Origin of the sequence: Collinsella sp. AM17-1 (genome assembly GCF_003470665.1) — a bacterium.
In the GTDB taxonomy this organism is placed as follows: Bacteria; Actinomycetota; Coriobacteriia; order Coriobacteriales; family Coriobacteriaceae; genus Collinsella.
Window position 1 is genome coordinate 24,367 of record NZ_QRJZ01000019.1, and the last position, 22,481, is coordinate 46,847.

Genomic DNA, 22,481 nt, shown 5'->3' on the forward strand with positions numbered 1-22,481 from the left:
CTGCGGATCATGTTCGCCGGTCAAAACCACTACAAAGGTGCCTGTCCCCTTTGTGGTGGTTTTTATGTTGATGGGTTAACAAATGGGATATTTGGGTATGGGTGTTGCCTCGTGCGGCTAAGATGTTTACCCGTTAGCATCATGTAAGCGAAAGGCGGTCGTCTCCCATGCAGCAGAACGACGAGACACGTTTCGAGGACTTTGTCGGACTGATCAGCGGGCTCTACAAGGAGATCCAGCGCATTAAGACATCCGAGGGCGCAAGGCTGGGCCTCAAGGGCTCCGACGTTATGTGCCTGTACTATCTTGAGCGCAGCAAGGACGGCCTGACTGGCGCTGACCTGGCTCGCATGGCAGGCGTGACCCGTGCCGCCGTCTCGCGCACGCTCGCGCATCTGGAGGAGGGCGGCTACGTCGAGGTCGACGACTCGGGTGATGCGGCCGTTAAGTATCGTGCCCCGGTGCGCCTGACCGCTCTGGGCGGCGAGAGCATGAGCGAGGCGGACCGCATCATTCGCGAGGTGCTCGACACCACCGGTAAGGCTATGGGTGTGGAGCAGCGCGAGCAGATGTATGCGTCGCTGCGTACGATTCTCAACACCCTGCGTGAGATCTAAGGCCGCCAAGGCATTTGCTTCCCATTAAAAACTGCATAGTCCCGTTTGGGCGCGTATGCCGTGCCGGGGCATTGCTGTCAAAATTCCCCGCGCGGGACCTGCGCAAGAAAGGATTCGTTATGTCCGTCCGCATTATTACCGATTCCGCAAGCGATATGTCGCCGGCGGAGCACCCCGCTCTGCGTGTTCTGCCGCTGTCCGTCACCTTTGGCACCGATGTGTATATGGATGGCGTCGACATCGATCACCAGCGCTTTTACGAGATGCTTGTGGAGCGCGATGAGCTGCCCAAGACCGGTCAGGTCAACCCGTACGCCTTTTCGCAGGCGATTGCCGAAGCGCGTGAGGCCGGCGATGAGGCCGTGATTATTACCGTGGGCGCCAAGCTCTCGGGCACCAACCAGAGTGCTCGTACGGCACTTGCCGAGGCGCCGGGCGGCGACATGTTCGTCGTGGACAGCAATAACGTGACCTTGGGCGAGCGCGTGCTGGTCGAGTATGCGCTGCGCCTGGTGGACGAGGGCCAGGGCGCGGCTCAGGTTGCGGCGGCTGTCGAGGCCGTGCGCGACCGCGTGGTCGTCATCGGCCTGCTCGAGACGCTGGAGTACCTGGTGCGCGGCGGTCGCCTGTCTGCTGCGGCCGGTGCCGTGGGTACGCTGCTCAACGTAAAGCCCGTGGTGGCTGCCGAGGACGGTCTGATCGTGCAGCTGGGCAAGGCGCGCGGTTCCAAGAACGGACGTAACCTGCTCAACCAGAAGGTCGAAAAGGCGGGCGGCATCGACTTTTCCATGCCGCTGGCGCTCGGCTATACGGGCCTTTCGGATGCGGTGCTCAAGAAGTATATCGAGGACAGCGCGGCACTGTGGGCTGGCCACACCGAGGGCGAACTGCCCGTTCACACCATCGGCGCCACCATCGGCACCCATGTAGGCCCCGGCGCCGTAGCCGTAGCCTTCTTCCAGCCCGTTAACTAGCCCACCTGCCAAAACCACCACAAAGGGGACAGGCACCTTTGTGGTGGTTTATGCTATTCCGGGTGGAAGGGAGCGAGCAATGGCGTCTGAGGGCTTTTTTGAGCGGGTGTACGAGGTGGTCGAGCAGATTCCCGAGGGGATGGTCGCCACGTATGGTCAGGTGGCGCTGCTTGCTGGACGTCCACGAAGTGCGCGGTACGTGGGGTATGCCCTGCATGGCAATCCGCGCCCCGGCGAGATTCCCTGTCACCGCGTGGTGTTTGCCGATGGCCGCATATGCGATGGTTTTGCTTTTGGCGGTCCCGATGCTCAACGTGAGCTTTTGCTAGGGGAGGGTGTGGCGTTTAAGGACGACATGCACGTCGACTTGGCCGCCTGTCGCTGGCCTGCAGGGCTCTAGCGGCTCTGCCGTGGCTTAAACCACCACAAAGGTGCCTATCCCCTTTGTGGTGGTTTTGGCAGGTTTACCGAGGTTAACTTATGGAGAAGGTATGGCGGCGCGGTTTGTCGCAGCAAAGTAAACCACGGTGAACTATATTGTTTTCAGCAACGAAGCAGGCAATAGGCGATGAAAAAGCCTGCCCTGTTGAGTTTGATTCGCATTCCTCCCCTCTGTGCGATTCAACGGTGTACTTCGGGAACAGGCCCGCTGGCAACTATCTGCCAGCGGGCCTGTTCCTGTTTCGGTGAGGATTCAGCCTCACCGTCTATGTTGTGCGAAGGCGCTTTGCCTAGTACACCATGCCCATGGCGTCCTGAACCTCGGCCAGGGTCTGCTCGGCAATCTCGTTGGCGCGACGGTTGCCCTCGTGCAGCACGTCCTTCACATAGTCCAGATCGTTCTCATAGCGCTGACGACGCTCGCGGATCGGCGCGAAGTACTCGTTGACGGCCTCGGTCACGTACTTCTTGAGCTGGCCGGAGCCGCCCATGCCAATCTCCTCGGCAATCTCGACCTCGGAACGGCCGGTGCAGATGGCGGCGGTTGAAAGCAGGCCGGACACGCCGGGGCGATTCTCGGGATCGAACGTGATCATGCGCTCGGAGTCGGTCTGGCTCTTCTTGATGCGCTTGGCCGTCTCCTCGGCGGTCATCGAGATGTTAATGGCGTTGCCGTAGCTCTTGCTCATCTTGCGCCCGTCCAGGCCGGGCAGCAGCGGGGTCTCGGACAGCAGCGCGTCGACCTCGGGGAACACCTTGCCGTAACGGTTGTTAAAGCGGCGGGCGATGGTGCGGGTGAGCTCGATGTGCGGCAGCTGGTCGCGACCGACGGGCACCACATTGCCCTTGCAGAACAGGATGTCGCAGGCCTGGTGCACCGGGTAGGTGAGCAGAAGGCCGGTGAGCTCGTGGCCCGAGGCCTCCATCTCGGCCTTGACCGTGGGGTTGCGCGCCAGCTCGGCCTCGGAGACCAGCGACAGGAACGGCAGCATGAGCTGGTTTGCGGCGGGTACGGCGGAGTGCGCGTAGATCATGGTCTTGTCGGGGTCGATGCCGCAGGCAAGGTAGTCCATGACCATGTTGTACACGTTGTCCTGGATGTGCTCGGTCGTATCGCGGTCAGTGATGACTTGGTAGTCGGCGATGAGCACGTTGGTCTTGGCGCCCATGTTCTGCAGCTCAACACGGCCCTTGAGGGTGCCGAAGTAGTGACCCAGGTGCAGACGGCCGGTGGGGCGGTCGCCGGTGAGCATGGTGAACTTCTCGGGCGTTTTGGCCAGGCCCTCGCGAATGGCGTTGCTCTTTTGCAGCGCGACTTCGTAGCTGTTCTCGTTTGGCATGATTGCTCCTAACGTATGTTCATGGGTCAAGATGATAACGCGTTTATTGGAGGGTCGGGGCGTAAGTACGCGAGGGGCGGGAGAGCGGCGGCATGTGCGATGGGCGCGGCGTGGCTGCGCGTTTGGCCGGCGGCGCCTGGGCGCAGCCTCGGCAGCTTACCCTAGCGCCTGTGGTGGCGCTCCTCCCTGCGTTCTTCTGCCGCCTGCTCCTCCTGCTTAAAGGCGGGATCGTCGGGGGTGACGAGCTCGTTCTCGTGCGTGCGCTTGTTGTAATGGTGGCGCAGCACGGGCTCAAACAGGTGCAGGTGCTTGGCAAAGGCCGCCGAGCCAATGGCGAGTACGGTAAAGATGAGCACGCGCATGGGCACCTCGACCTGGTTAATCGCGGCGGCGCCGGCCGAAAGCATGATGCACCAGGCGTAGATGAGGAGCACTGCCTGCTTTTGGTTGTAGCCCTCTTGGATCAGGCGGTGGTGGATGTGGCCCTTGTCGGCCTGCCCGATGCTAATGTGGGCGCGCTTGCGGCGCACGATGGCGCTAAACGTGTCGATGATGGGCACGCCGGCAACGATGAGCGGGATGATAAGCGAGGTGAGCGCGGCGGTGCGGCTCACGTTGAGCAGCGAGATGGAGCCCAGTGCAAAGCCCAGAAGCAACGACCCCGAGTCGCCCAAGAAGATGCTTGCGGGGTTGAAGTTGTAGCGCAAAAAGGCCAGGCAAGCGCCAAAGAGCGCAATGGAGAGCGCGGCGGCGTCGATGCGGCCCGAGAGAACGGCCATCGAAAACATGGTGAACGACGCGATGCCGCAGATGCCCGTGGCCAAGCCGTCGAGGCCGTCGATGAGGTTAATGATGTTGGTGAATGCCACCAGATAGATCACGGTGATGGGGTAGGCGAGCCATCCGAGCATGATCTCGCCGGGGGCAAACGGGTTGACGATGACGCCGATCCGCAGGCCGCCGATACAGGCGATAAGCGCGGCGAGGACCTGTCCGGCTAGCTTTTGCTTGGGCTTGAGCTGGAAGACGTCGTCGATAGCGCCGGTCGCAAAGATGACGGTAAAAGAAAGCGCAAGTATGGGGTAGCTGATGTGCAGACGGGGGTGGGGCACCAAAACGGGCGGCCAACCCAGGTACCAGGTGCCTAGGATTTGCACAATACAGGCAACGACCAGGCCCAAAAACACCGCCGTTCCGCCCAAACGCGGGATGGGCTTGGTGTTGATGCGGCGCTTAGAAGGATAGTCGACGGCGTCGAGCTTAATTGCCAAGCGCTTGACCAGGGGCACCGTGAGGAAGGTCGTGATAAAGGCCGCCGCTGCCACGCATAGATACGGTATGTAGCTCGGGGATGAAGCCATGAATCTAAAAACCGCCAAGCGTCGAAGGAAAAGGTCAAAGGTTGCTAAGCGCAAAGGGCATAGCCGAACCATGATACTCGACCAAGGGGGGTGCATGGAATTGCACGCAGCGATAATCACGCGCTTACCAGATATTGGGATGTTGTCGATGGATTGTCGGGATACCGGCGGGGATCCATATGGGCTGTAATGGTGGTTTTCGGCAAATAAAAACCACCCCCCACGTTACGAAAATGAACCCACCTAAAACAGGTGGGTGCCCTCATCGACTGTTCCAGCGTCCTTAACAACGAAGGATACCTGTACTAGGTACGACTGTGTGGGCTCCCTAAATAAACGCGACGGTTCACCCAGTTGCTCCGCGGGGGGCGGAATACCTACATCATAAAGCGGCACTTTATCGATTCCAGTCTTGACATTACAAAAATCGTGTCGGACGATTACGGCGCCTTGGGCTCGAGCCGTCTGTGCGGTTGGTCCCTTTACGTTTGAGCTGCTGAATCGTTGTTTTGGAGCATGTTTTTATGCCGACGCCGTTGACCGAACTTTTTTCGCCCGCCTGCCATTTGTGTCCGCGCCGTTGCGGTGCGGTGCGCGACGAGGGTGCGCACGGCGTATGCGGTGCCGATGACACGCTCAAGGTGGCCCGCGCGGCGCTTCATATGTGGGAGGAGCCGCCTATCTCGGGCGAGGCCGGTTCGGGCACGATCTTCTTTAGCGGCTGCTCGCTCAAATGTATCTATTGCCAGAACCACGAGATCTCGACGGGCAATTTTGGGCTTGAGATTTCGCCCGAGCGCCTGGTCGAGATTATGCTGGAGCTGCAGGACCAAGGTGCCAATAACATCAATCTGGTGACGGCGACGCATTATGCTCACCTGCTGCCGGCCGCGATTGCCGCAGCTCGGGAGCGCGGACTGGTCATCCCAATTGTCTACAACACGAGTGGTTACGAGCGCGCGAGTGCCGTGGCAGCGCTGGGCGACCTGGTCGACGTGTGGCTTACGGACTTTAAATATGCCGATGCCGGGCTTGCGCAGTCGCTTTCTCATATTAAGGACTACCCGCGCGTGGCCGTGTCGGGTCTGGCCCAGATGGCGCGCGAGATTGAGCGCCGCGGGGGAGAGCTGGTAGACAAGGACGGGCTCATGAGGCGCGGCATAATCGTGCGTCATCTGGTGCTGCCGGGGCATGCGGACGATTCGTGCCGCGTGTTGGACCTGGTGTGGCAGACGGTGGGCGACGTGCCGATCTCGGTCATGAACCAGTACACGCCCAATGCCCTCATGTGCGAACAAGGCGGCGACCTGGCGCGCGCCGTGACGCGCGAGGAGTACGAGCAGGTGCTCGACCATGCCGACGACCTGGGCTTTACGACGATGTTTTGGCAAGAAGGCGGAGCGGTAGACGAGAGCTTCACCCCGGCGTTCGACACCACCGGCGTCCTCACCAGCGCAAAGTAGTGCGCTCGCCGATGATTTTTCTGGGACGGGGATTAAAAAATCATCGAGAGGATCGCCTGCTCGAAAAGTTGTCAAAATAGCCGCGTCCCAAAAAGACTGGGTATTGGGCGTTGACAGTTGGCGAGCCGTAGGTAAAATATCAACTTGTCTTGGGGACGTAGCTCAGTTGGGAGAGCGCTGCCGTCGCATGGCAGAGGCCGAGGGTTCGACTCCCTTCGTCTCCACCCTTGGATTTGATAAGCCGCTGACATTGTGTCGGCGGCTTTTTTTAAAAGAAAGGGCTGTACCATGGCCAAGCTTGAGTCCCAACCACTGTCTGCCGAGGAACGCGCCGAGTTGGAAGAGCTCCGCGCCGAGAAAGCTCGTCGCGAGGCCCAGGAAGAGGCACGCCGCGAGCGTGAGGAGCTGGCCGCCCTGCGTGCCGAGCGTGCGAAGGCCGAGGAGGCCGCCGCGAACGTCGCCCCCGCGCCCAAGCCCGCCGCCGCGAAGCCCGCGCCCACCGCACCTAAACCTCAGCCTAAAAAGGTCGCTCGTTCCAAGTCCGTCGAGCCCAAGCCGAGCCGTGACGAGATGACCTTTGCCAAGCGCATGGTTACCTCCAAGGAGCCTACGGGCGAGAACGAGATCCCTGGCATGGCGCCGGCTCAAAAAATCATCATTGTCCTTGCCCTCATCGCGTTTGTCATCTTTATGGGCTACACGATCCTGACCAGCATGGGCCTGCTCTAGCCCATTCGCGCTGGGTGCCATGCCCGAACACTCTGCCCTTTTCCAACCCTCAACCTCTGCACAACGCATCCGAAAGGTCGCCCCATGGCTTTGACCGACATCTCGCATCCCACCGACATTGCAATGCTCACCGATCTGTACGAGCTCACTATGGCCCAGGGCCTGTGGGAGAGCGGCAAGGCCAATGAGCAGGGTTGTTTTACCGCGTTTTACCGCGACCATCCTTTTGGCAGCGCCTATGCCGTCATGTGCGGCACCGCCGAACTGCCCGAGCTGGTCGAGAATCTGCGCTTTACGCCCGAGGATATCGACTACCTCGCCTCGCTCCAGGCCCCGGCCGGCGGCGCGATGTTCAAGCCTGGATTCCTCGACTACCTGCGCGATTTTCGTGCGCATGTAAACATCGACGCCGTGCCCGAGGGCGAGCTCGTCTTTTCGCGCGAGCCCATGGTTCGCGTCACCGGCCCCGCGCTGGAGTGCCAGCTGCTTGAGACGGCGCTGCTCAACATCGTTGGGTTCCAGACGCTTGTCGCCACCAAGACGGCGCGCGTGGTGCTGGCGGCGGACGGCCGTCCCGTTGCCGAGTTTGGCCTGCGCCGCGCTCAGGGTCCCGATGGCGGCTTGGCCGTCGCGCGCGCGAGCTACGTTGCCGGCTGCTCCTCTACGTCCAATGTGCTCGCCGGCCGCCGCTACGGTATTCCCGTCTTTGGCACGCATGCGCACAGCTGGGTGATGAGCTTCGATTCCGAGCTCGAGGCCTTCCGCGCCTTTGCCAAGTCGAGCCCCAAGAACTGTACGCTGCTCATCGACACCTATGACGTGCGCGAGGGCTGTGAACATGCCATTACGGTTGCCAAGGAGATGGAGGCGGTGGGCGAGCGCCTGTCGGCCATTCGCATCGACTCCGGCGACCTCGCCAAGCTCTCCAAGTATGTGCGCGGCCGTTTTGATGCCGAGGACCTGCCCTATGTGGGGATTTCGGTTTCCAACGATCTGGATGAGTACACGATTCAGTCGCTGCTCGACCAGGGCGCGCCCATCGACAGCTTTGGCGTGGGTACCAAGCTTGCGACCTGTTACGACCAGCCGGCGCTGGGCGGCGTGTACAAGCTTTCCGCCCGCCGTGCGAGCGAGGCAGATCCATGGACGCCGGTTGTCAAGCTCTCCGAGCAGCCCTACAAGCGCACGATCCCGGGTGTGCAACGCGTGCGCCGTTATTACGACGGCTTTGGCGGCCCGGTCTGCGACATGATCTACGACGAGGACCATCTGGCGGGGGAGGGCGCCGCGCGCGGCAATACCCTCGTGGCCGTGAACGATGCCGCCCTGGTGACCGACGTGTCCGAACTTGAGTATCGCGAGCTGTTGGTGCCGATCGTGCGCGATGGCAGTGCGGTGGCTCCGCGTGAGAGCATCCAGGACGCGCGCGAGCGCTGTGCTTGGGCGCTCGATCATCTGGACGCAGCTTTCAAGCGCTTCCTGTACCCGCAGACCTATGTGGTGGGCATGGAGCAGGGCCTGGCTCAGGTGCGCGACGAGCTCGTGCGTAAGAACATGGCCGCGGCTTCTGCCTTTCCCTGGGCTCACTAATTCCTTGGGCGGTAGGGGCGAGTCACGCTCCCTTGGCCGCCAGCTCGGCCGTTCGCTGAACAGTTGATTGGTTTGACGTATGACGACTTCTTATAAAACGATGGTGGTAAAGATCGGTTCGTCCACGGTGGTGGGCGCCGACGGCAAGGTCAACCGCGCCTTTATCGGCGGACTTGCCGACCAGGCCGCAGCGCTGCGCGAGCTTGGCTGGCGCCTGGTCGTGGTGAGCTCGGGCGCTATCGCCTGTGGCTATCCCGTGTTGGGCTTCGGCCGCAAGCCGGTCGGCGACCTGCCGAGCCTGCAGGCCTGCGCCTCGGCTGGTCAGTGCATCATCTCGTCGGCCTACGACGAGGAGTTTCATGCGCGTGACCTGCTCACCTCGCTCGTACTGCTCACGCGCCACGACACGGCCCGTCGCACGTCCTACCTGCATGCGCGCGACGCCCTGTTGCGCCTCGTGGAGCTTGGCGTGGTGCCGGTCGTCAACGAGAACGATACCGTTACCGTCGATGAGATCAAGTTTGGCGACAACGACACACTGGCGGCGCTTGTGAGCTGCCTGGTTTCTGCCGATCTGTGCGTGACGCTCTCGGACATCGATGGCCTTTATACTGCCAATCCGCATGAGGACCCCACGGCCGAGTTTGTTCCTGTCGTGCATAAGATCGATGCCAAGATTATCGCCTCGGCGGGCGATTCTTCGACCTCGGTGGGCACGGGCGGCATGATCACCAAGATTCGCGCGAGCCGCATCCTGATGACGGCGGGCATTCAGAGCGTGATTTGCTCGGGTGAGGAGCCCGATGCACTCGTGCGCCTCGCCCGCGGCGAGAGCGTGGGCACGCTGTTCGATCCGCCGGCGGAGCGCCTGGACATTGCGCCGCGCAAGCTGTGGATTGCGCTGGGTGACAAGGCACATGGCTCGGTGACGGTCGATGATGGTGCTGCGAAGGCGCTGGTAAGCCGTGGCTCTTCCTTGCTTACGGTGGGTATTCACGAGGTCGATGGCGTGTTTTCCGAGGGCGATGTGCTCGACGTGTGCGACCCGAGCGGTATGGTCGTCGCCCGCGGTATCGCCGAGGCCGATTCGGACGTGCTGGAGCTTGCCGCCGGCCGCCGCCAGGACCAGATCGCCAGCAACCGCCTGCTCGCTAACCTGGCCGAGAAGCCGGCGATACACAGGGATAACTTGATCGTATTTGCATAAAGAAAGACAGCGCTGCGGATCGTTTCCCGCAGCGCTGTCTTTCTCGTGCCGGCACTTGGGGACGTTCCTTATGTGCCGGCAGGTGGGGACACTCCTTTGCTAGAAGATCTGGCGCAGGTCTCCGCGGTCGAGGGCTTCGTCGAAGAGGTGCTTGAACACCACGCTGCCGTGCAGGCCATCGTGCTCAAACTCGTTGGTCACCCAGGCATGCGAGTTGCCCACGCGGCTGAGCGTGTCGAGCTGCATGCCCGAGTCCACGTACATGTCGTCGAAGTACGCTGCGGCCTGGAGTGGCACCTCGTTGCATGCTAGGCGCTGCGGGTCGTAGATCTTGTCCCAGCTGGTGTCCTCCATCAGCAGGTCCATCGCGGGCTTGAAGGGCTTGAGCTCGGGCATCTGCTCGAACATCCACGGGAACATGGCCTCGCCGGTAAACATGAGCGGGCGCGCGAGTGTGTCGAACTCGGCACGATGGGCCTTCTCCTCTGCGGCCGCCCAGTGAATGGGCATGGTGTCGCCGTCGGCGTAGATGAACTCCTGCAGCGTCCAGTACAGCGGGTTTGTACGCGTGTTGGTGCGCTCGAAGGCGCGCATCAAAAAGCCGTCGGATACCGAGGAGCCACAGCTCAGCGTACCGTCGCCATCAACAAACGCGTGGTCGATAATCCAGTGCATGCGCTCAAAGCTCGGCTTCATGCCAAAGTCGCTGCCCATGAGCTGCAGGCGTTCGACCGTCATCGGCGAGCCGTCGGGCAGTGCGGGCTTTTGCTCCTCGAGGGCATCTGCCAGGGCCGCCACGCGCTCGACATCGGCGGGGTAGCGGTCGTAATACTGCTGGGTCTTGGCCGCCATGCGCGGGAAGGTGTGCGCGTAGACCTCGCTGGCGCTCGCCGGCACGTGTGGAATGCCGCCGCAGGTAAAGCTTGCCGCCACGCCTTCGGGGAAGAGCGACAGATAGCTCAGCGTCAAAAAGCCGCCGTAGCTCTGCCCGAGTGTGGCCCAGGGCTTGCCGCCAAAGCCCACCAGGCGCAGGTACTCAAAATCGCGCACGATGGAGCTGGCGAGGTGGCGCTTGAGGAAGTCCGCCTGCGAGCGGGCCGCATCGGCGCCGGCGGCCGTTGCGCGATCACCCAGTGCCTTGATCGTGCGTCCGTCCACGCAGCTGCTGCGTCCGGTGCCGCGCTGGTCGGGAAGGACCACGCGGAAGTGCTTGACGGCCTCCTCGATCCAGCCGTCGCTTGTGGGCGACAGCGGACGCGGGCTCTCGCCGCCGGGGCCGCCCTGCAAAAACAGGAGCAGTGGCAGATCGTCGTTGATGCGGTCGGGCGCGCAAACCACGCGGTAGAAGAGCTTGATGCTCTCGGGCGCGCCGGCGATGGGTGCCGGCATAGCGCCGCGGCGCATGGTGCTGCCGACGGCCAGGAGCATCGGCTCCAGGCCGCGCCAGTCAAGGGGGACGTCGATGCTGTGGTCCTCGACGTAAAGGCCGGGGACGTGGTACGAAGTGATGAGGGCCATGTGAGTCTTCCGTTCGTTGCGGTGTTTCGGGTTGACCAATTCTACCGCCGCGGGCGAGGCCATGCGCAAATCGGCTACCATGGTTGCAAACTTCTAGGAGAAAGGGCCGCCCATGTCGGTCGATATAGTCACGTATGTCCACGATCTTGCCGTTGCCGCCAAGGCAGCGTCGGCCTCGCTTGCTACGGCGAGCGATGAGCAGCGCCAGGAGGCCGCGCGCGCGATGGCCGCAGCACTGCGCAACGGTGTCGACTCCATCGTCGCCGCCAACGAGCTCGATATGTCCGCTGCGCGCGATGCGGGTACCTCGGCCGGACTGCTCGATCGCCTGCTGCTGACGCCCGAGCGCGTCGAGGGCATGGCCGCCGGCCTGGAAAAGCTCGCCGAGCTGCCCGATCCCGTGGGCCGCGTGCTCGACCACCGCGTGCTTGCAAGCGGCGTGGACCTGACCCGTGTGAGTGTGCCGCTGGGCCTGGTCGCTATGGTCTACGAGGCGCGCCCCAACGTGACGGCCGACGCCGCGGGCATCTGCATCCGCACCGGCAACGCCTGCATTCTGCGCGGCGGCTCGCTGGCCTATCACTCGTGTGCCATGATCGCCGAGCTGCTGGCCGATGCGCTCGAGGCCAAGGGCTTCCCGCGCGAGGCCGTGTCGATGATCGAGTCCACCGACCGCGAGGCCACTGGCGAGCTCATGAAGCTCCGCGGTATTGTCGACGTACTCATTCCGCGCGGCGGTGCAGGCCTGATCCAGCGCTGCGTGCGCGAGTCGCTTGTGCCGGTGATCGAGACGGGCACGGGCAACTGCCACATCTACGTGCATGAATCCGCCGACTTTGATAAGGCGCTCAACATTATCGTTAATGCCAAGACCCAGCGCGTAGGCGTGTGCAATGCCGCCGAGTCGCTGCTGGTCGACCGTGCTGTGGCCGATGCGTTTTTGCCCGCAGTCGTGGCCGTGCTGCATGACCACGGCGTGCTCATTCACGGCGACGAGGCAACCTGCGCCGCATGCGCCGATGCCGGGCTTGCCGAGGGTGATGACTACGTCGCCGCGACTGAGGAGGACTGGGGTCGCGAGTACCTGGCGCTCGAGATGAGCGTGAAGGTCGTGGCAAGCGAGGACGAGGCCATCGCACACATCAACCGCTACGGCACGATGCACTCCGAGGCCATCGTTGCCGAGGACACGGATGCTTGCGAGCGCTTCCTGGATGCGGTCGATGCCTCGGCCGTGTACGCCAACGCCAGCACGCGCTTCACCGACGGCGGCGAGTTTGGCCTGGGCGCCGAGATCGGCATCTCGACCCAAAAGCTCCACGCCCGCGGCCCCTTCGCCGCCGAGGCCCTCACCACTTACAAATACAAGCTCCGAGGCACCGGCCAGGTCCGCCCCTAACGCCCGCGCAAACAAAAACCACCACAAAGGTGCCTGTCCCCTTTGTGGTGGTTTTAGGTGGCGTGGGCGATTAAGCCTGGAAGGTATCGCGGTCGGGGGCGAAGGACTGCATGGCCGCGATGGTGCGGTCAAAGAGCTCGGGGAGCTCCCAGCCCAACATCTCGGCGCCCTGCGAAATCACGTCGCGCGAGCAGCCGGCGGCAAAGCGCTTGTCCTTGAACTTCTTCTTGAGCGACTTGGTCGTAAAGTCCATAACGCTCTTGCTCGGGCGCATGATGACTGCAGCGCCGATCAGGCCGGTGAGCTCATCGCAGGCAAACAGGATCTTTTCCATCTGCAGCTCGGGCTCGGGCAGCGAGGTGTTGAAGTCGGAGGTGTGCGTCTGGATGGCGCGAATGAGCTCGGGAGACGCACCTTCGCCCTCAAGAATCTCGGCAGCATAGATGGTGTGGTTCATGGGGTCGTCCTCATGCTCCTCCCAATCCAGGTCGTGCAGCAGACCGACGATGCCCCAAAACTCCTCGTTCTCGGGGTCGAACTCGCGCGCAAAGTAGCGCATAGTGCCCTCGACCGTCTCGCCATGGGTGATGTGGAACGGGTCCTTGTTGTGCTCGTTGAGCAGTTCGAACGCGCGGTCGCGGGTGATTCCGGCGGTAAGCGGCTCTGCCATAGGAGACTCCTTGTGCTCGTGGGTATCGATAAGAATGAATACTACTAGAACAAGAAAACCACCACAAAGGTGCCTGTTCCCTTTGTGGTGGTTTTTGGCGCGGATTGGTTAGTTGAGGGCGGCTTGGGCTAGGCGGGCTTCGGCGGCCTCCTCGGTGACGCCCAAGGCCACAGCGAACTCCTCGATGGAGCGGCGCTTGGCTTCCTTGAGTACGCGCATGTAGTAGGAGCTGGGTTTTTTATCAGCTTCTTCGGCCTGGCGAATGCGGTGCATCATGGTTTTTGCCACGCGGACCGTCTCGGGCGCGCCCAGCTTGAGCTGCTGCTTAAAGTGCGTCTCCTCAAGTGAGCTGTTGCGCTCGGTAAAAGTGTCGCACTCCAGCTCGTCATAGTGGCTCAGCAGGTGCTCGGCATCTTGCTGCGAGATGGCGGCGTGCAAACGGTCGGCCTGCGCCACGGGGTACATGAGGATCGTCTGCGCATGTCCCTGCTTGGTCTCGAGCAGTAGCATGGGCTGCGGTGTGTCGTCCCTAAAACCGACGACGGTGCAGACTCCCTGACCCGGATGAATGACGTGTTGACCGATTGAGAACATGCTACCTCCAACTTATACGAATTTACGTATGTCTAGAATAACACGCTGACGTGCGCAAACCCTTACTTTATGCAGGAAAAGCACACAACTCTGATAGGTAAGAGTATTCGATAACAGACGCAGCTCATTCACACCTTTATGCATTTTCAACGCGTGCATAATTTGCAGGCAGACTGGCATCTTTGAGTGACACCATACAAGCTGTAGTCAATTTTGTGCATATGCAATATCTATTAGCTTTACCCTGCGACAGTAGCTACCGCTTGTGATAGAGTGCTACAAACTCTGGCTTTTGCCCTACGAGTGACCAAGAGCTCGGGGGCTTTAACACAAGGAGGACCTATGCCCGAGAAGATTGAAGAGCTGGTACGCGCTGCGCTTGCTGCGGCCCAGGAGGCCGGCGACCTTTCCGCATTTGAACTTGACGATTGCGCCATCGAGCGACCGGCTGACACTTCTCATGGCGAGTGGACCTCTACCATGGCCCTGAAGTCCGCCAAGCTGGCCCATTGCGCCCCGCGCAAGATCGCCGAGGCCATCGTTGCCCATATGCCCGAGGACCCCGCGATCGAGAAGGTCGAGATCGCAGGCCCCGGCTTCATCAACTTCTACCTCTCCGTTGCCGTCAAGAATGCCATCTTTGGCGAGGCTCGCGAGAAGGGCATGGACTTCGCTAAGTCCAACGTCGGTGGTGGCCTGAAGACCCAGGTCGAGTTCGTTTCCGCTAACCCTGTTGGCCCCATGCACATCGGCCACGGCCGCTGGGCCGCTCTGGGCGACTCGCTCTGCCGCGTCATGGACCACGCCGGTTACGACATCCAGCGTGAGTTCTACATCAACGACCACGGCTCTCAGATGAACACCTTCGGCAACTCCATCAGCACGCGCTATATGCAGCTTGCCGACATCATCGCCAAGCAGGGCGTGGATATCGACGAGGCTCACAAGCTGCTGATCGCCGACCGCGACGCCTTTGTTGCCGACGAGAACGACGAGCACCCCGAGACCCATCCGTATCAGGACAACTTTGCCGAGACCCTGGGCAAGGATTCCTACGGCGGCGACTACATCATCGACGAGGCTGCCGAGTTCTGGCGCACCGACGGCGACAAGTGGGTCGAGGCCGATCCGCAGGAGCGCATGGAGAGCTTCCGTGAGCGCGGCTACGTGAAGATGGTCGACAACATGCGCGACCTCTGCCATGCCGTCAACTGCGACTTCGATCGTTGGTACTCCGAGCGTTCGCTGTACGTGAAGGACACCGAGGGCGAGACCGCCGGCACCTCCGCCGTCGACCGCGCTTTTGAGAAGCTCGACAAGATGGGCTATCTCTACACCAAGGACGGCGCTCTGTGGTTCCGTTCCACCGATCTGGGCGACGACAAGGACCGCGTGCTGATCAAGTCCGACGGCGAGTACACCTACTTTGCCTCCGACGTCGCCTATCACTGGGATAAGTTCCAGCGCGTCGACCACGTCATCGACATCTGGGGTGCCGACCACCACGGTTACATCGAGCGCGTCCGCTGCGTCTGCGACGCTCTTGGTTACCCCGGCAAGTTTGAGGTTCTGCTGGGCCAGCTCGTCAACCTGCTGCGCAACGGCAAGCCCGTCCGTATGTCCAAGCGCAAGGGCACCATGGTGACCCTGCAGGAGCTCGTCGACGAGGTTGGCTCCGACGCCGCTCGTTACACGCTCATCTCCAAGAGCTCCAACCAGATGGTCGACTTCGATATCGAGGCTGTTAAGAAGCGCGACAACTCCAACCCGGTCTATTACGTGCAGTATGCTCACGCCCGCGTGTGCTCCATCCTGCGCCGTGCCGCTGACGTTACGCCCGAGCAGGCTGACGAGATGGGCATGAAGGCCGTTGCCGCCAAGGCCATCGGTGAGAACGTTGATTACTCGCTGCTGACCGACCCGACCGAGCTCGCTCTTTCGCGTAAGCTCAACGAGCTCACCGACCTCATCGCCAGCTGCGCTCGCGATCGCGCCCCGTTCCGCCTGACGCACTTTGCCGAGGAGCTCGCCGGCGACTTCCACAGCTTCTACGCCGCCTGCCAGGTCCTGCCGAGCGAGGGCCGTCCCGTCGACCCCGAGCTCTCGCGCGCCCGTCTGGCCGCTTGCGACGCCGTCCGCGTGACGCTCGCCCTGGTGCTCACCCTCGTTGGCGTTTCTGCGCCCGAGCAGATGTAGTCTGCGAGTCATTTGACCGTACAGACTTGGTTTAACTAAGCCTTGAAAGCCCGATCTCCTACGGAGGTCGGGCTTTTTTGCAAACGCCGACGTGTTGACGAATTTGGAACTGCTGGAAATACGAAACTATGCCGGTTTACTACGATGAATTGAGATATTCCAACCACGCCGGCTTTTCACTAAAAAATGCAAGGCATCTACCTGCGGTTTTAGTTCAACAAGTTTCGGAGTGGTCGCGGTTGAGCGATTCATCGTAGTAAACCGCCATAGTTTTGGCGGAGGCAGTCAGATTTGTGGGTGTTAAACCAAAGAGTGTCCCTTTTGACTAGTCGTTTAAGAACGTCCCCAATGACTAAGTTGCAGGTGGCGGCGGTTGTGTTACACTAACGCTGCGTATATGACGCAATCATCTCGATACAGATCAATGATGTCCGTCGTTTTGAACGGAACTAGACTGTTTAGCCGCCCTGAAGGTTTATGCAGGGAGCATGTGATCACAGGGCTTGAAAAGAAAGTTGAGCAAACACTGTGTCTGATCAACAGCAAGAAAACGAAATAACGACGACGCAGACCGCTCCCGCTGCACCGGTTGCGTCGGACCAGGTCGCGGCGCCCGCGCAAGCCTCGGCTCCTGAGACGCCTAAGGCTGCTTCGACGCCTACGCCTGCAGCGGCTGAGAAGGCCGTGCCTGCAACTGGTGAGGAGGCTGCTCCGGCAAAGCCCAAGCGTACGCGCCGCACGACCAAGCCTGCTGCTGACGGCGAGGAGGTCACCAAGCCCAAGCGCCGTACCACGCGCACGACGCGCGCCAAGCGCACCGTTGCAGCTGACTCCTCGGCGCCGATTTCCGATAAGGTCGCGCAGGCACGTGCGTTGGCGCAGATTAGCGAGGCTCAGGTGGTGCGCGCCCGCCGTCGTGCTGCTGAGCGCGAGGCCGCGGCTCTGACCGAGTTTGCAGCCCCGTCTGTGCCCGAGACCCCTGCCGCCGACCAACCGACCGAGAAGCCGGCACCGCGCACACGCCGTCGCACGGCTGCTAAGGCCGAGCAGGTTGCTGAACAGGTAACCCCCGAGCTCACTGAGGCTTCGGTCCGTTCCGCGGCAGGGGAGGGCGCATCGCCAACTGAGCCCGCTGCGCCTGTCGAGGCCAGCGAAGTTCCCGTTGTCGATCCGGCTTTGCGCCCGCACCGTCGCGGTCGCAAGCCCAAGGCCTTCGTCGAGGCAGAGAAGGCCGCAGCCGCAGCCGCAGCTGCTCGGGATGCTGCGGCGACCGCCGAGTCTGCAACCGCTGCCGATGCACCCGTTCAGGATGCTGCGACTTCCGAGGCCGCTCCCGCCGATGCCGAGCCCGCCGACGTCCGCCCCGGTCGCAGCCGTCGCACTGCTGTTAAGCGCACGTCCAAGGCTAAGGCTGCCAAGAAGGGTGCGTCCGAGGATTCCGACGAGACGACCGCCGATGCATCGACTGATGCCGCCGAGCCCCAAGACGTCGAACAGCCTGCGTCCGAGAAGCCCAAGCGCGGTCGTAAGAAGTCCGCTAAGGCCAAGGCGTCCGAGCATCAGGCTGATGTCGAAGCGCAGGTCGATTCTGGCGCCGAGGCCAATGAAGCCGCTGCGGTCAATGCCGACGCCGCCGCAACCGATGCTGCCGCGCCCGCCGAGGCCGAAGACGGCACTCGTTCCAACCGTCGCCAGCACAAGCGCAACGAGGAACGCAACGAGCGCAACAACGACCGTCGCAACCGTCAGCGCGACCGCAAACAGCGCAATAAGGAGCGCAATGCCGCTCCGACTGAGCCCACGCTTTCGCGCGAGGAGCTCGCGGCCATGAAGGTCGCCGAGCTGCGCGAGAAGGCCAAGGAGTTCGAGATTGAGACGACCGGCAAGAAGAAGGCCGAACTCGTCGAAGAGATCTACACCACCGCCGCGAAGGCCGAGGGCTTCCGCGACATCAAGGGCATTCTGCAGATTCGCCCGGACAGCTCCGGCATCATCCACGCCCATGGCTACATGAAGTCCAACGACGACGCCTTCGTGCCCGCCTACCTCATCCGCTCCGCGCGCCTGCGCACGGGCGACGTCATCGAGGGCTCGCTGCGTCCTTCGCGCGGCGGCGACAAGCGCGCCGGCCTCGCCAAAATCACGACCGTCAACGGTCTGGACCCCGAGCAGATTCGCAACCGTCCCAAGTTCGGCGACCTCACCCCGGTCTATCCCAACGAGCCGCTGCGCATGGAGCACGGCAAAGACTCCATTACCGGTCGCGCCATCGACATCGTGTCGCCGATCGGCAAGGGTCAGCGTGGCCTGATCGTGTCCCCGCCCAAGGCCGGCAAGACCACGATCCTCAAGAAGATCTGCCAGTCTATCTCGATTAACAACCCCGAGGTGCACCTCATCTGCCTGCTCGTCGACGAGCGCCCCGAAGAGGTCACCGATATGCAGCGTTCCATCAAGGGTGAGGTTGTGGCGTCGACCTTCGATATGCCCGCCGACAACCACACTCGCGTGGCAGAGCTCGTCATCGAGCGCGCCAAGCGCATCGTGGAGCTGGGCGGCGATGTCGTGGTGGTGCTCGACTCCATTACGCGTCTTGCCCGCGCCTACAACTTGGCGGCGCCCGCCTCGGGCCGCATCCTTTCGGGCGGCGTCGATTCGGCGGCCCTGTATCCTCCCAAGCGCTTCCTGGGCGCAGCCCGTAATATCGAGAACGGTGGCTCGCTCACCATCCTGGCCTCTGCCCTCATCGACACCGGTTCCAAGATGGACGAGGTCATCTTCGAGGAGTTCAAGGGTACCGGCAACATGGAGCTTAAGCTCGACCGCGACCTGGCCGACCGCCGCATCTTCCCGGCTATCGACCCCGTTGCCTCCGGTACGCGCAACGAAGACCTGTTGGTCGACGAGCAGATGCGTCCGTTTGTCTTTGGTCTGCGTCGCATTCTTGCCGGCATGAACAACACCGAGCGCGCAGCCGCGTCGTTTATCAAGGGTCTTAAGGGCACCAACACCAACCAGGAGTTCCTGGTGCGTTCGGCCAAAAAGCACAGCGACTACGAGCAGACGTTCTAGGTTGTCATCCACGCGCAGCGATAGTCATCAATGCGATAAAGGGTCGGGGCTTTGAGCCTCGGCCCTTTTCCATATCGCCGCTCCGCGCTTATTTTTGACCATAAGACTGGCAAGCAGCAGGTTTCCCGTTTCAATCCGACATCGTCGCTTGCAATCGACAGGGCGGTTTCGCATAATAGCTTTTAAGCTTCGCGACGGAAAACGCAGATGAAACGAACCATATACCGTTGCTTTGGGGCATAGCCCCGCTTCATCTTCTCTCGCGCAGCCAACTGAATGATGCGATTTGGGTGCTGGAAGATGGGGAGAGCTCATGGCTTCTTCTGATGCAACACAACGAGCAGTCCTTGCCGGACTTTCGTGCGGGATCGGCCTTGCCGCTCCCGTGGTTATGTATGCCGCGACGCTGCCGTTTTCGTCGGTGAACGAGACGGTCGTGGCGGGTGCGGTTCCCTTCGCCGTGGGCGCGGTGGCGGGCGTGGGTATCTATGCCGCCTCGCTGGGTATCTCCGAGTACCGTGCGCAGCGTGAAGAGCGTCTGTTCCAGCCTGATGCCATGGGCGGTGCCGCCAATCTCAATCAGCATCAAAGCGAGTTCAAGACCGCCTCGATTCCAGCTCAGCAGCAGGATGCGACTCCTTACGCTGCGGCTTTTGCTTCTCAGGCTCAGGCGGAGCAGTCTACCTCGGCATTCCTTTCCGGCCTGACTGGTGCGTTCCAGCGCCGTCATGCCGATGATGGTGTCCCTACCATCGCTCGAGCCGCAGATGCTATGGACGAGGACGAGGCTTGGTCCATGATCGACAGTATGCTCGACGACGATTCGCCGGTGAGCTGCGACCCTGCACACTCGCGCGACGTCTATCAAGTCGCCATCGACGAGCTCACCAACGGCGGGCAGACCGGCTCCTTCAATCGCGACGACATCGCCGCCGCGGCACGCGCCGTGTCTGGCTCCCAGGCCGCCCCTGCGGGCAGTACGGCGGCTTTCGTGGCACTCGTCGCCAACGCGGCAGCCAATAACGCCTACAGCGCTACCTCGGCTGACGCGAACGCTTCTGCCGATAATTCGTACGTTGATGAAGCCATGACCGCGGACGAGGAGGCCGTTGCCGCCCGCCGTGCCGCCGAAAGCTCGCTTTGGGGCGCTCCTGCCCAGCAGCAGGCGGCTGAGGCTGCGCCGTATAACGCAAACCTCGCCAGCATGCCTATCATCTCCGGTGCCGCGGACATTGATCTCGATGACCTCGATGAGCCTGCAGCCATCACCGCATCGTTTGATGCCCAAGCTCGCATCGACACCGGCGACCTTCCGGACGCCTCGCTCGAGGTTGATGTCCCCATGGCCGATTACTCGGGCCACGAGGACATGTGGGCCGCCGCCACCGCGATTCTGGATGAGATTGACGAGCCCGCTCCCGTCGCTGCCCCTCAGCCTGCTGCCCCCGCCTATGTCGGCCGTCACAGCGCTGTATTCCCCGAGGATACCGCCCGTATCTCGCGCGAGAGCATCGAGCGAGCCGAGGCTATTGCCGCCGGCATTATGGAAAATCGTCGTCACGAGCGCGTCAATCAGATCCTCGAAGAAGAGATCGAGCGCTTGCAGTCCTCTACCGCCAAGCGTACGGGCCGTGCCTATCTGAGCGTTATCGAGGGCGGTACCGCCAGCTTCGCGCCGCTCCGCGCGGAGGCATAACTTCTGCATGGTTAAGATCAATCGAAAATGGGCGGTCGTGACCTGCCTGATGGCGCTCTTGATCTGGGGCAATTCGCTGGTTCCCGGCTCGGGGTCGGGCTCGCTGAGCTTAACGGTCATGGAAGCTATCCGCGGTTTCCTGCACGGCGTGGGACTTCCATATGAATGGGTGACCAACTTTGTTGTTCGCAAGTGTGCGCATTTTACCGAGTATATGGTGCTCGGCATCCTGGCAACGCACGCTTTTGATTTTGAGGGCCGGCGCACCTTTGACGTGCTGCTGCCCACGGCGGTGTTCCTGCTGCTGATTCCCTCGATCGACGAGACGATTCAGCTCTTTGTGCCGGGACGCGCCGGCATGATCACCGATGTGATGATCGACTGCTGTGGAGCGGCAACGGGCGTTGTGCTCCGATATCTCTTACGGTCGCTGATGTGCGCCAAAAAGGCCGCCTAGGACGTATTGTTTGGTCCTAGGCGGCCTTTTTTATTTGAGGGCTTATATGAGGCGTGGTGGCGTCGTTCCATTGGTCGGATTTGCCGGGCGCGCCACGCCCCGTGGGTGCGTCTGTTACTGAAGCGCTTGTGCGCCCAGGGCAAGGCAACCCATGATGCCCTGCTTGCCCTCGAGGCTGTTGTTGACAATGTAGGTATCGATGTCGTTAACCTCGGGCGTGACGATATAGCCGTTGAGCATTTCGGCACACTTCTTGCGTGCGAGCGGCACGATGGGGGTGTGGTCGGCCACGCCGCCGCCGATGATGATCTTTTGCGGCGCGTAGCACAGCGTGTAGGTCATGAGCGCCTGCGCCAGATAGCCGGCGAGCAGGTCCATGGCCTCCGGGTCATCGGCCATCTCTCCGGCGCTCTTGCCACCCCAGCGCTTTTTGACGCCGGGACCGGCGATGAGGCCTTCAAGGCAGTTGTCGTGGAAGGGGCAGGCGCTGTGCTCGCCAATGGTGTCGCGCGGGTCGCGCGTGACCAGGATGTGGCCAGCCTCGGGATGCATCATGCCGTGCACGAGCTTACCGCCCGAGAGCACGCCGGCGCCCACGCCGGTACCGATGGTCAGGTAGACCACGTCGGTGAGGCCCTTGGCGCAACCAAACGTGACCTCGCCCAGGCAGGCGACGTTGACGTCGGTATCGTAGCCGCAGGGGATATTGAGCTCGTTTTGGATAGTGCCCAGCAGGTCAAAGTAGCGCCATGCCGTTTTGGGCGTCTCCAGGATCTTGCCGTATTGGGGCGAGGCGGGGTTGACTGCGGTGGGGCCAAAGGCGCCGATGCCCAGTGCGGCGATGCCCTTGTCGGCAAACCATGCGTTGACGGCTTCAACGGTCTCCTGCGGGGTCGTGGTCGCGATCTGCTCACGCTCCAGGACCGTACCGTCTGCATAGCCCGTGGCGCAGACCATCTTGGTGCCGCCGGCCTCGAGCGCTCCGATAAGCTGCTGCTCTGCCATAATATTCCTCTCACTGGGACGAGTTGCTCCATGACTAAAGTATAGAGCTCTAAATCATTTAAGAAAGCGCTATAAAAAGAAGCCTCGCAACGCGGCGGGTGAACTGCGCCCCAATTCTTGGACGGGCTAATAAGCGGCCTACGCCGCACATA

18 protein-coding genes and 1 tRNA gene are annotated in these 22,481 nt (G+C 61.8%); 13 read left to right on the forward strand and 6 right to left on the reverse strand.

The features are described from left to right. Positions 1-167 precede the first annotated feature (167 nt). The 3 genes from DW195_RS08380 to DW195_RS08390 all read left to right on the forward strand — a co-directional run bounded on the left by DW195_RS08380 (position 168) and on the right by DW195_RS08390 (position 1,991). Positions 168-617 carry a MarR family winged helix-turn-helix transcriptional regulator gene (locus tag DW195_RS08380; RefSeq protein WP_022093866.1) on the forward strand — a complete coding sequence of 150 codons (450 nt, stop codon included), beginning with the start codon at positions 168-170 and terminating at the stop codon, positions 615-617. A 119-nt stretch (positions 618-736) separates the two neighbouring features. Next, the gene (locus DW195_RS08385; protein WP_117641033.1) at positions 737-1,591 is read left to right on the forward strand and encodes a DegV family protein; all 855 of its coding nucleotides are present in this window, start codon (positions 737-739) and stop codon (positions 1,589-1,591) included. A gap of 79 nt (positions 1,592-1,670) precedes the next feature. Continuing rightward, entirely contained in the window at positions 1,671-1,991 is a 321-nt protein-coding gene (locus DW195_RS08390; protein ID WP_089572047.1) for an MGMT family protein, read from the forward strand. Positions 1,992-2,322: 331 nt separating this feature from the next. Here DW195_RS08390 and trpS read toward each other — a convergent pair whose 3' ends face one another. Both trpS and DW195_RS08400 read right to left on the reverse strand, forming a co-directional pair. Then, a complete protein-coding gene (gene trpS, locus DW195_RS08395) occupies positions 2,323-3,372 on the reverse strand; it encodes a tryptophan--tRNA ligase (RefSeq protein ID WP_089572045.1) in 1,050 nt (349 codons plus the stop codon). A 161-nt stretch (positions 3,373-3,533) separates the two neighbouring features. Further along, positions 3,534-4,733: an MraY family glycosyltransferase gene (locus tag DW195_RS08400; protein WP_118206444.1), complete on the reverse strand. Its 1,200-nt coding sequence runs from the start codon at positions 4,731-4,733 to the stop codon at positions 3,534-3,536. A 524-nt stretch (positions 4,734-5,257) separates the two neighbouring features. Between DW195_RS08400 and DW195_RS08405 the strand changes: the two genes are divergently transcribed. The 5 genes from DW195_RS08405 to proB all read left to right on the forward strand — a co-directional run bounded on the left by DW195_RS08405 (position 5,258) and on the right by proB (position 9,722). Then, a complete protein-coding gene (locus DW195_RS08405; RefSeq protein ID WP_117646361.1) occupies positions 5,258-6,196 on the forward strand; it encodes a radical SAM protein in 939 nt (312 codons plus the stop codon). Between the two features lie 151 nt (positions 6,197-6,347). After that, a tRNA-Ala gene (locus tag DW195_RS08410) sits at positions 6,348-6,420 on the forward strand. A gap of 64 nt (positions 6,421-6,484) precedes the next feature. Next, positions 6,485-6,925 carry a hypothetical protein gene (locus DW195_RS08415; RefSeq protein ID WP_117646360.1) on the forward strand — a complete coding sequence of 147 codons (441 nt, stop codon included), beginning with the start codon at positions 6,485-6,487 and terminating at the stop codon, positions 6,923-6,925. Between the two features lie 84 nt (positions 6,926-7,009). Continuing rightward, on the forward strand, positions 7,010-8,515 hold the full coding sequence (locus DW195_RS08420) for a nicotinate phosphoribosyltransferase (protein ID WP_118206445.1): 1,506 nt from the start codon (positions 7,010-7,012) through the stop codon (positions 8,513-8,515). Between the two features lie 79 nt (positions 8,516-8,594). Beyond that, entirely contained in the window at positions 8,595-9,722 is a 1,128-nt protein-coding gene (proB, locus tag DW195_RS08425) for a glutamate 5-kinase (RefSeq protein ID WP_118206446.1), read from the forward strand. 99 nt (positions 9,723-9,821) lie between these two features. Here proB and DW195_RS08430 read toward each other — a convergent pair whose 3' ends face one another. Beyond that, positions 9,822-11,240: an alpha/beta fold hydrolase gene (locus tag DW195_RS08430; protein ID WP_118206447.1), complete on the reverse strand. Its 1,419-nt coding sequence runs from the start codon at positions 11,238-11,240 to the stop codon at positions 9,822-9,824. A gap of 112 nt (positions 11,241-11,352) precedes the next feature. On the opposite strand from DW195_RS08430, the gene DW195_RS08435 reads away from it, so the two are divergent. After that, on the forward strand, positions 11,353-12,639 hold the full coding sequence (locus tag DW195_RS08435) for a glutamate-5-semialdehyde dehydrogenase (RefSeq protein WP_118206448.1): 1,287 nt from the start codon (positions 11,353-11,355) through the stop codon (positions 12,637-12,639). Positions 12,640-12,709: 70 nt separating this feature from the next. Here the strand turns inward: DW195_RS08435 and DW195_RS08440 are convergent, their stop codons facing one another. Continuing rightward, positions 12,710-13,309 (reverse strand): HD domain-containing protein, encoded by a 600-nt coding sequence (locus DW195_RS08440; RefSeq protein WP_118206449.1) that lies wholly within the window; start codon positions 13,307-13,309, stop codon positions 12,710-12,712. A 108-nt stretch (positions 13,310-13,417) separates the two neighbouring features. Further along, complete coding sequence (locus DW195_RS08445; protein WP_006235480.1) at positions 13,418-13,903, reverse strand: CarD family transcriptional regulator; 486 nt, start codon at positions 13,901-13,903, stop codon at positions 13,418-13,420. Between the two features lie 342 nt (positions 13,904-14,245). Here DW195_RS08445 and argS point away from each other — a divergent pair, with 342 nt between their 5' ends. From argS to DW195_RS08465, 4 genes are all read left to right on the forward strand, one after another. Then, complete coding sequence (gene argS / locus DW195_RS08450) at positions 14,246-16,099, forward strand: arginine--tRNA ligase (RefSeq protein ID WP_118206450.1); 1,854 nt, start codon at positions 14,246-14,248, stop codon at positions 16,097-16,099. 528 nt (positions 16,100-16,627) lie between these two features. Next, the gene (gene rho, locus DW195_RS08455; protein ID WP_233540850.1) at positions 16,628-19,171 is read left to right on the forward strand and encodes a transcription termination factor Rho; all 2,544 of its coding nucleotides are present in this window, start codon (positions 16,628-16,630) and stop codon (positions 19,169-19,171) included. Positions 19,172-19,484: 313 nt separating this feature from the next. After that, positions 19,485-20,867 carry a hypothetical protein gene (locus DW195_RS08460; RefSeq protein ID WP_118206451.1) on the forward strand — a complete coding sequence of 461 codons (1,383 nt, stop codon included), beginning with the start codon at positions 19,485-19,487 and terminating at the stop codon, positions 20,865-20,867. Positions 20,868-20,874: 7 nt separating this feature from the next. Continuing rightward, on the forward strand, positions 20,875-21,324 hold the full coding sequence (locus DW195_RS08465; RefSeq protein ID WP_006235485.1) for a VanZ family protein: 450 nt from the start codon (positions 20,875-20,877) through the stop codon (positions 21,322-21,324). A gap of 114 nt (positions 21,325-21,438) precedes the next feature. Here DW195_RS08465 and DW195_RS08470 read toward each other — a convergent pair whose 3' ends face one another. Next, positions 21,439-22,329: an ROK family protein gene (locus DW195_RS08470; protein WP_118206452.1), complete on the reverse strand. Its 891-nt coding sequence runs from the start codon at positions 22,327-22,329 to the stop codon at positions 21,439-21,441. Positions 22,330-22,481 lie beyond the last annotated feature (152 nt).

Excerpts from the sequence above, each read along its gene's own strand:
- DW195_RS08380 (WP_022093866.1), top strand. The coding sequence starts at position 168 with ATGCAGCAGAACGACGAGACACGTTTCGAGGACTTTGTCGGACTGATC.
- DW195_RS08385 (WP_117641033.1), top strand. The coding sequence starts at position 737 with ATGTCCGTCCGCATTATTACCGATTCCGCAAGCGATATGTCGCCGGCG.
- DW195_RS08390 (WP_089572047.1), top strand. The coding sequence starts at position 1,671 with ATGGCGTCTGAGGGCTTTTTTGAGCGGGTGTACGAGGTGGTCGAGCAG.
- trpS (WP_089572045.1), bottom strand. The coding sequence starts at position 3,372 with ATGCCAAACGAGAACAGCTACGAAGTCGCGCTGCAAAAGAGCAACGCC.
- DW195_RS08400 (WP_118206444.1), bottom strand. The coding sequence starts at position 4,733 with ATGGCTTCATCCCCGAGCTACATACCGTATCTATGCGTGGCAGCGGCG.
- DW195_RS08405 (WP_117646361.1), top strand. The coding sequence starts at position 5,258 with ATGCCGACGCCGTTGACCGAACTTTTTTCGCCCGCCTGCCATTTGTGT.
- DW195_RS08415 (WP_117646360.1), top strand. The coding sequence starts at position 6,485 with ATGGCCAAGCTTGAGTCCCAACCACTGTCTGCCGAGGAACGCGCCGAG.
- DW195_RS08420 (WP_118206445.1), top strand. The coding sequence starts at position 7,010 with ATGGCTTTGACCGACATCTCGCATCCCACCGACATTGCAATGCTCACC.
- proB (WP_118206446.1), top strand. The coding sequence starts at position 8,595 with ATGACGACTTCTTATAAAACGATGGTGGTAAAGATCGGTTCGTCCACG.
- DW195_RS08430 (WP_118206447.1), bottom strand. The coding sequence starts at position 11,240 with ATGGCCCTCATCACTTCGTACCACGTCCCCGGCCTTTACGTCGAGGAC.
- DW195_RS08435 (WP_118206448.1), top strand. The coding sequence starts at position 11,353 with ATGTCGGTCGATATAGTCACGTATGTCCACGATCTTGCCGTTGCCGCC.
- DW195_RS08440 (WP_118206449.1), bottom strand. The coding sequence starts at position 13,309 with ATGGCAGAGCCGCTTACCGCCGGAATCACCCGCGACCGCGCGTTCGAA.
- DW195_RS08445 (WP_006235480.1), bottom strand. The coding sequence starts at position 13,903 with ATGTTCTCAATCGGTCAACACGTCATTCATCCGGGTCAGGGAGTCTGC.
- argS (WP_118206450.1), top strand. The coding sequence starts at position 14,246 with ATGCCCGAGAAGATTGAAGAGCTGGTACGCGCTGCGCTTGCTGCGGCC.
- DW195_RS08460 (WP_118206451.1), top strand. The coding sequence starts at position 19,485 with ATGGCTTCTTCTGATGCAACACAACGAGCAGTCCTTGCCGGACTTTCG.
- DW195_RS08465 (WP_006235485.1), top strand. The coding sequence starts at position 20,875 with ATGGTTAAGATCAATCGAAAATGGGCGGTCGTGACCTGCCTGATGGCG.
- DW195_RS08470 (WP_118206452.1), bottom strand. The coding sequence starts at position 22,329 with ATGGCAGAGCAGCAGCTTATCGGAGCGCTCGAGGCCGGCGGCACCAAG.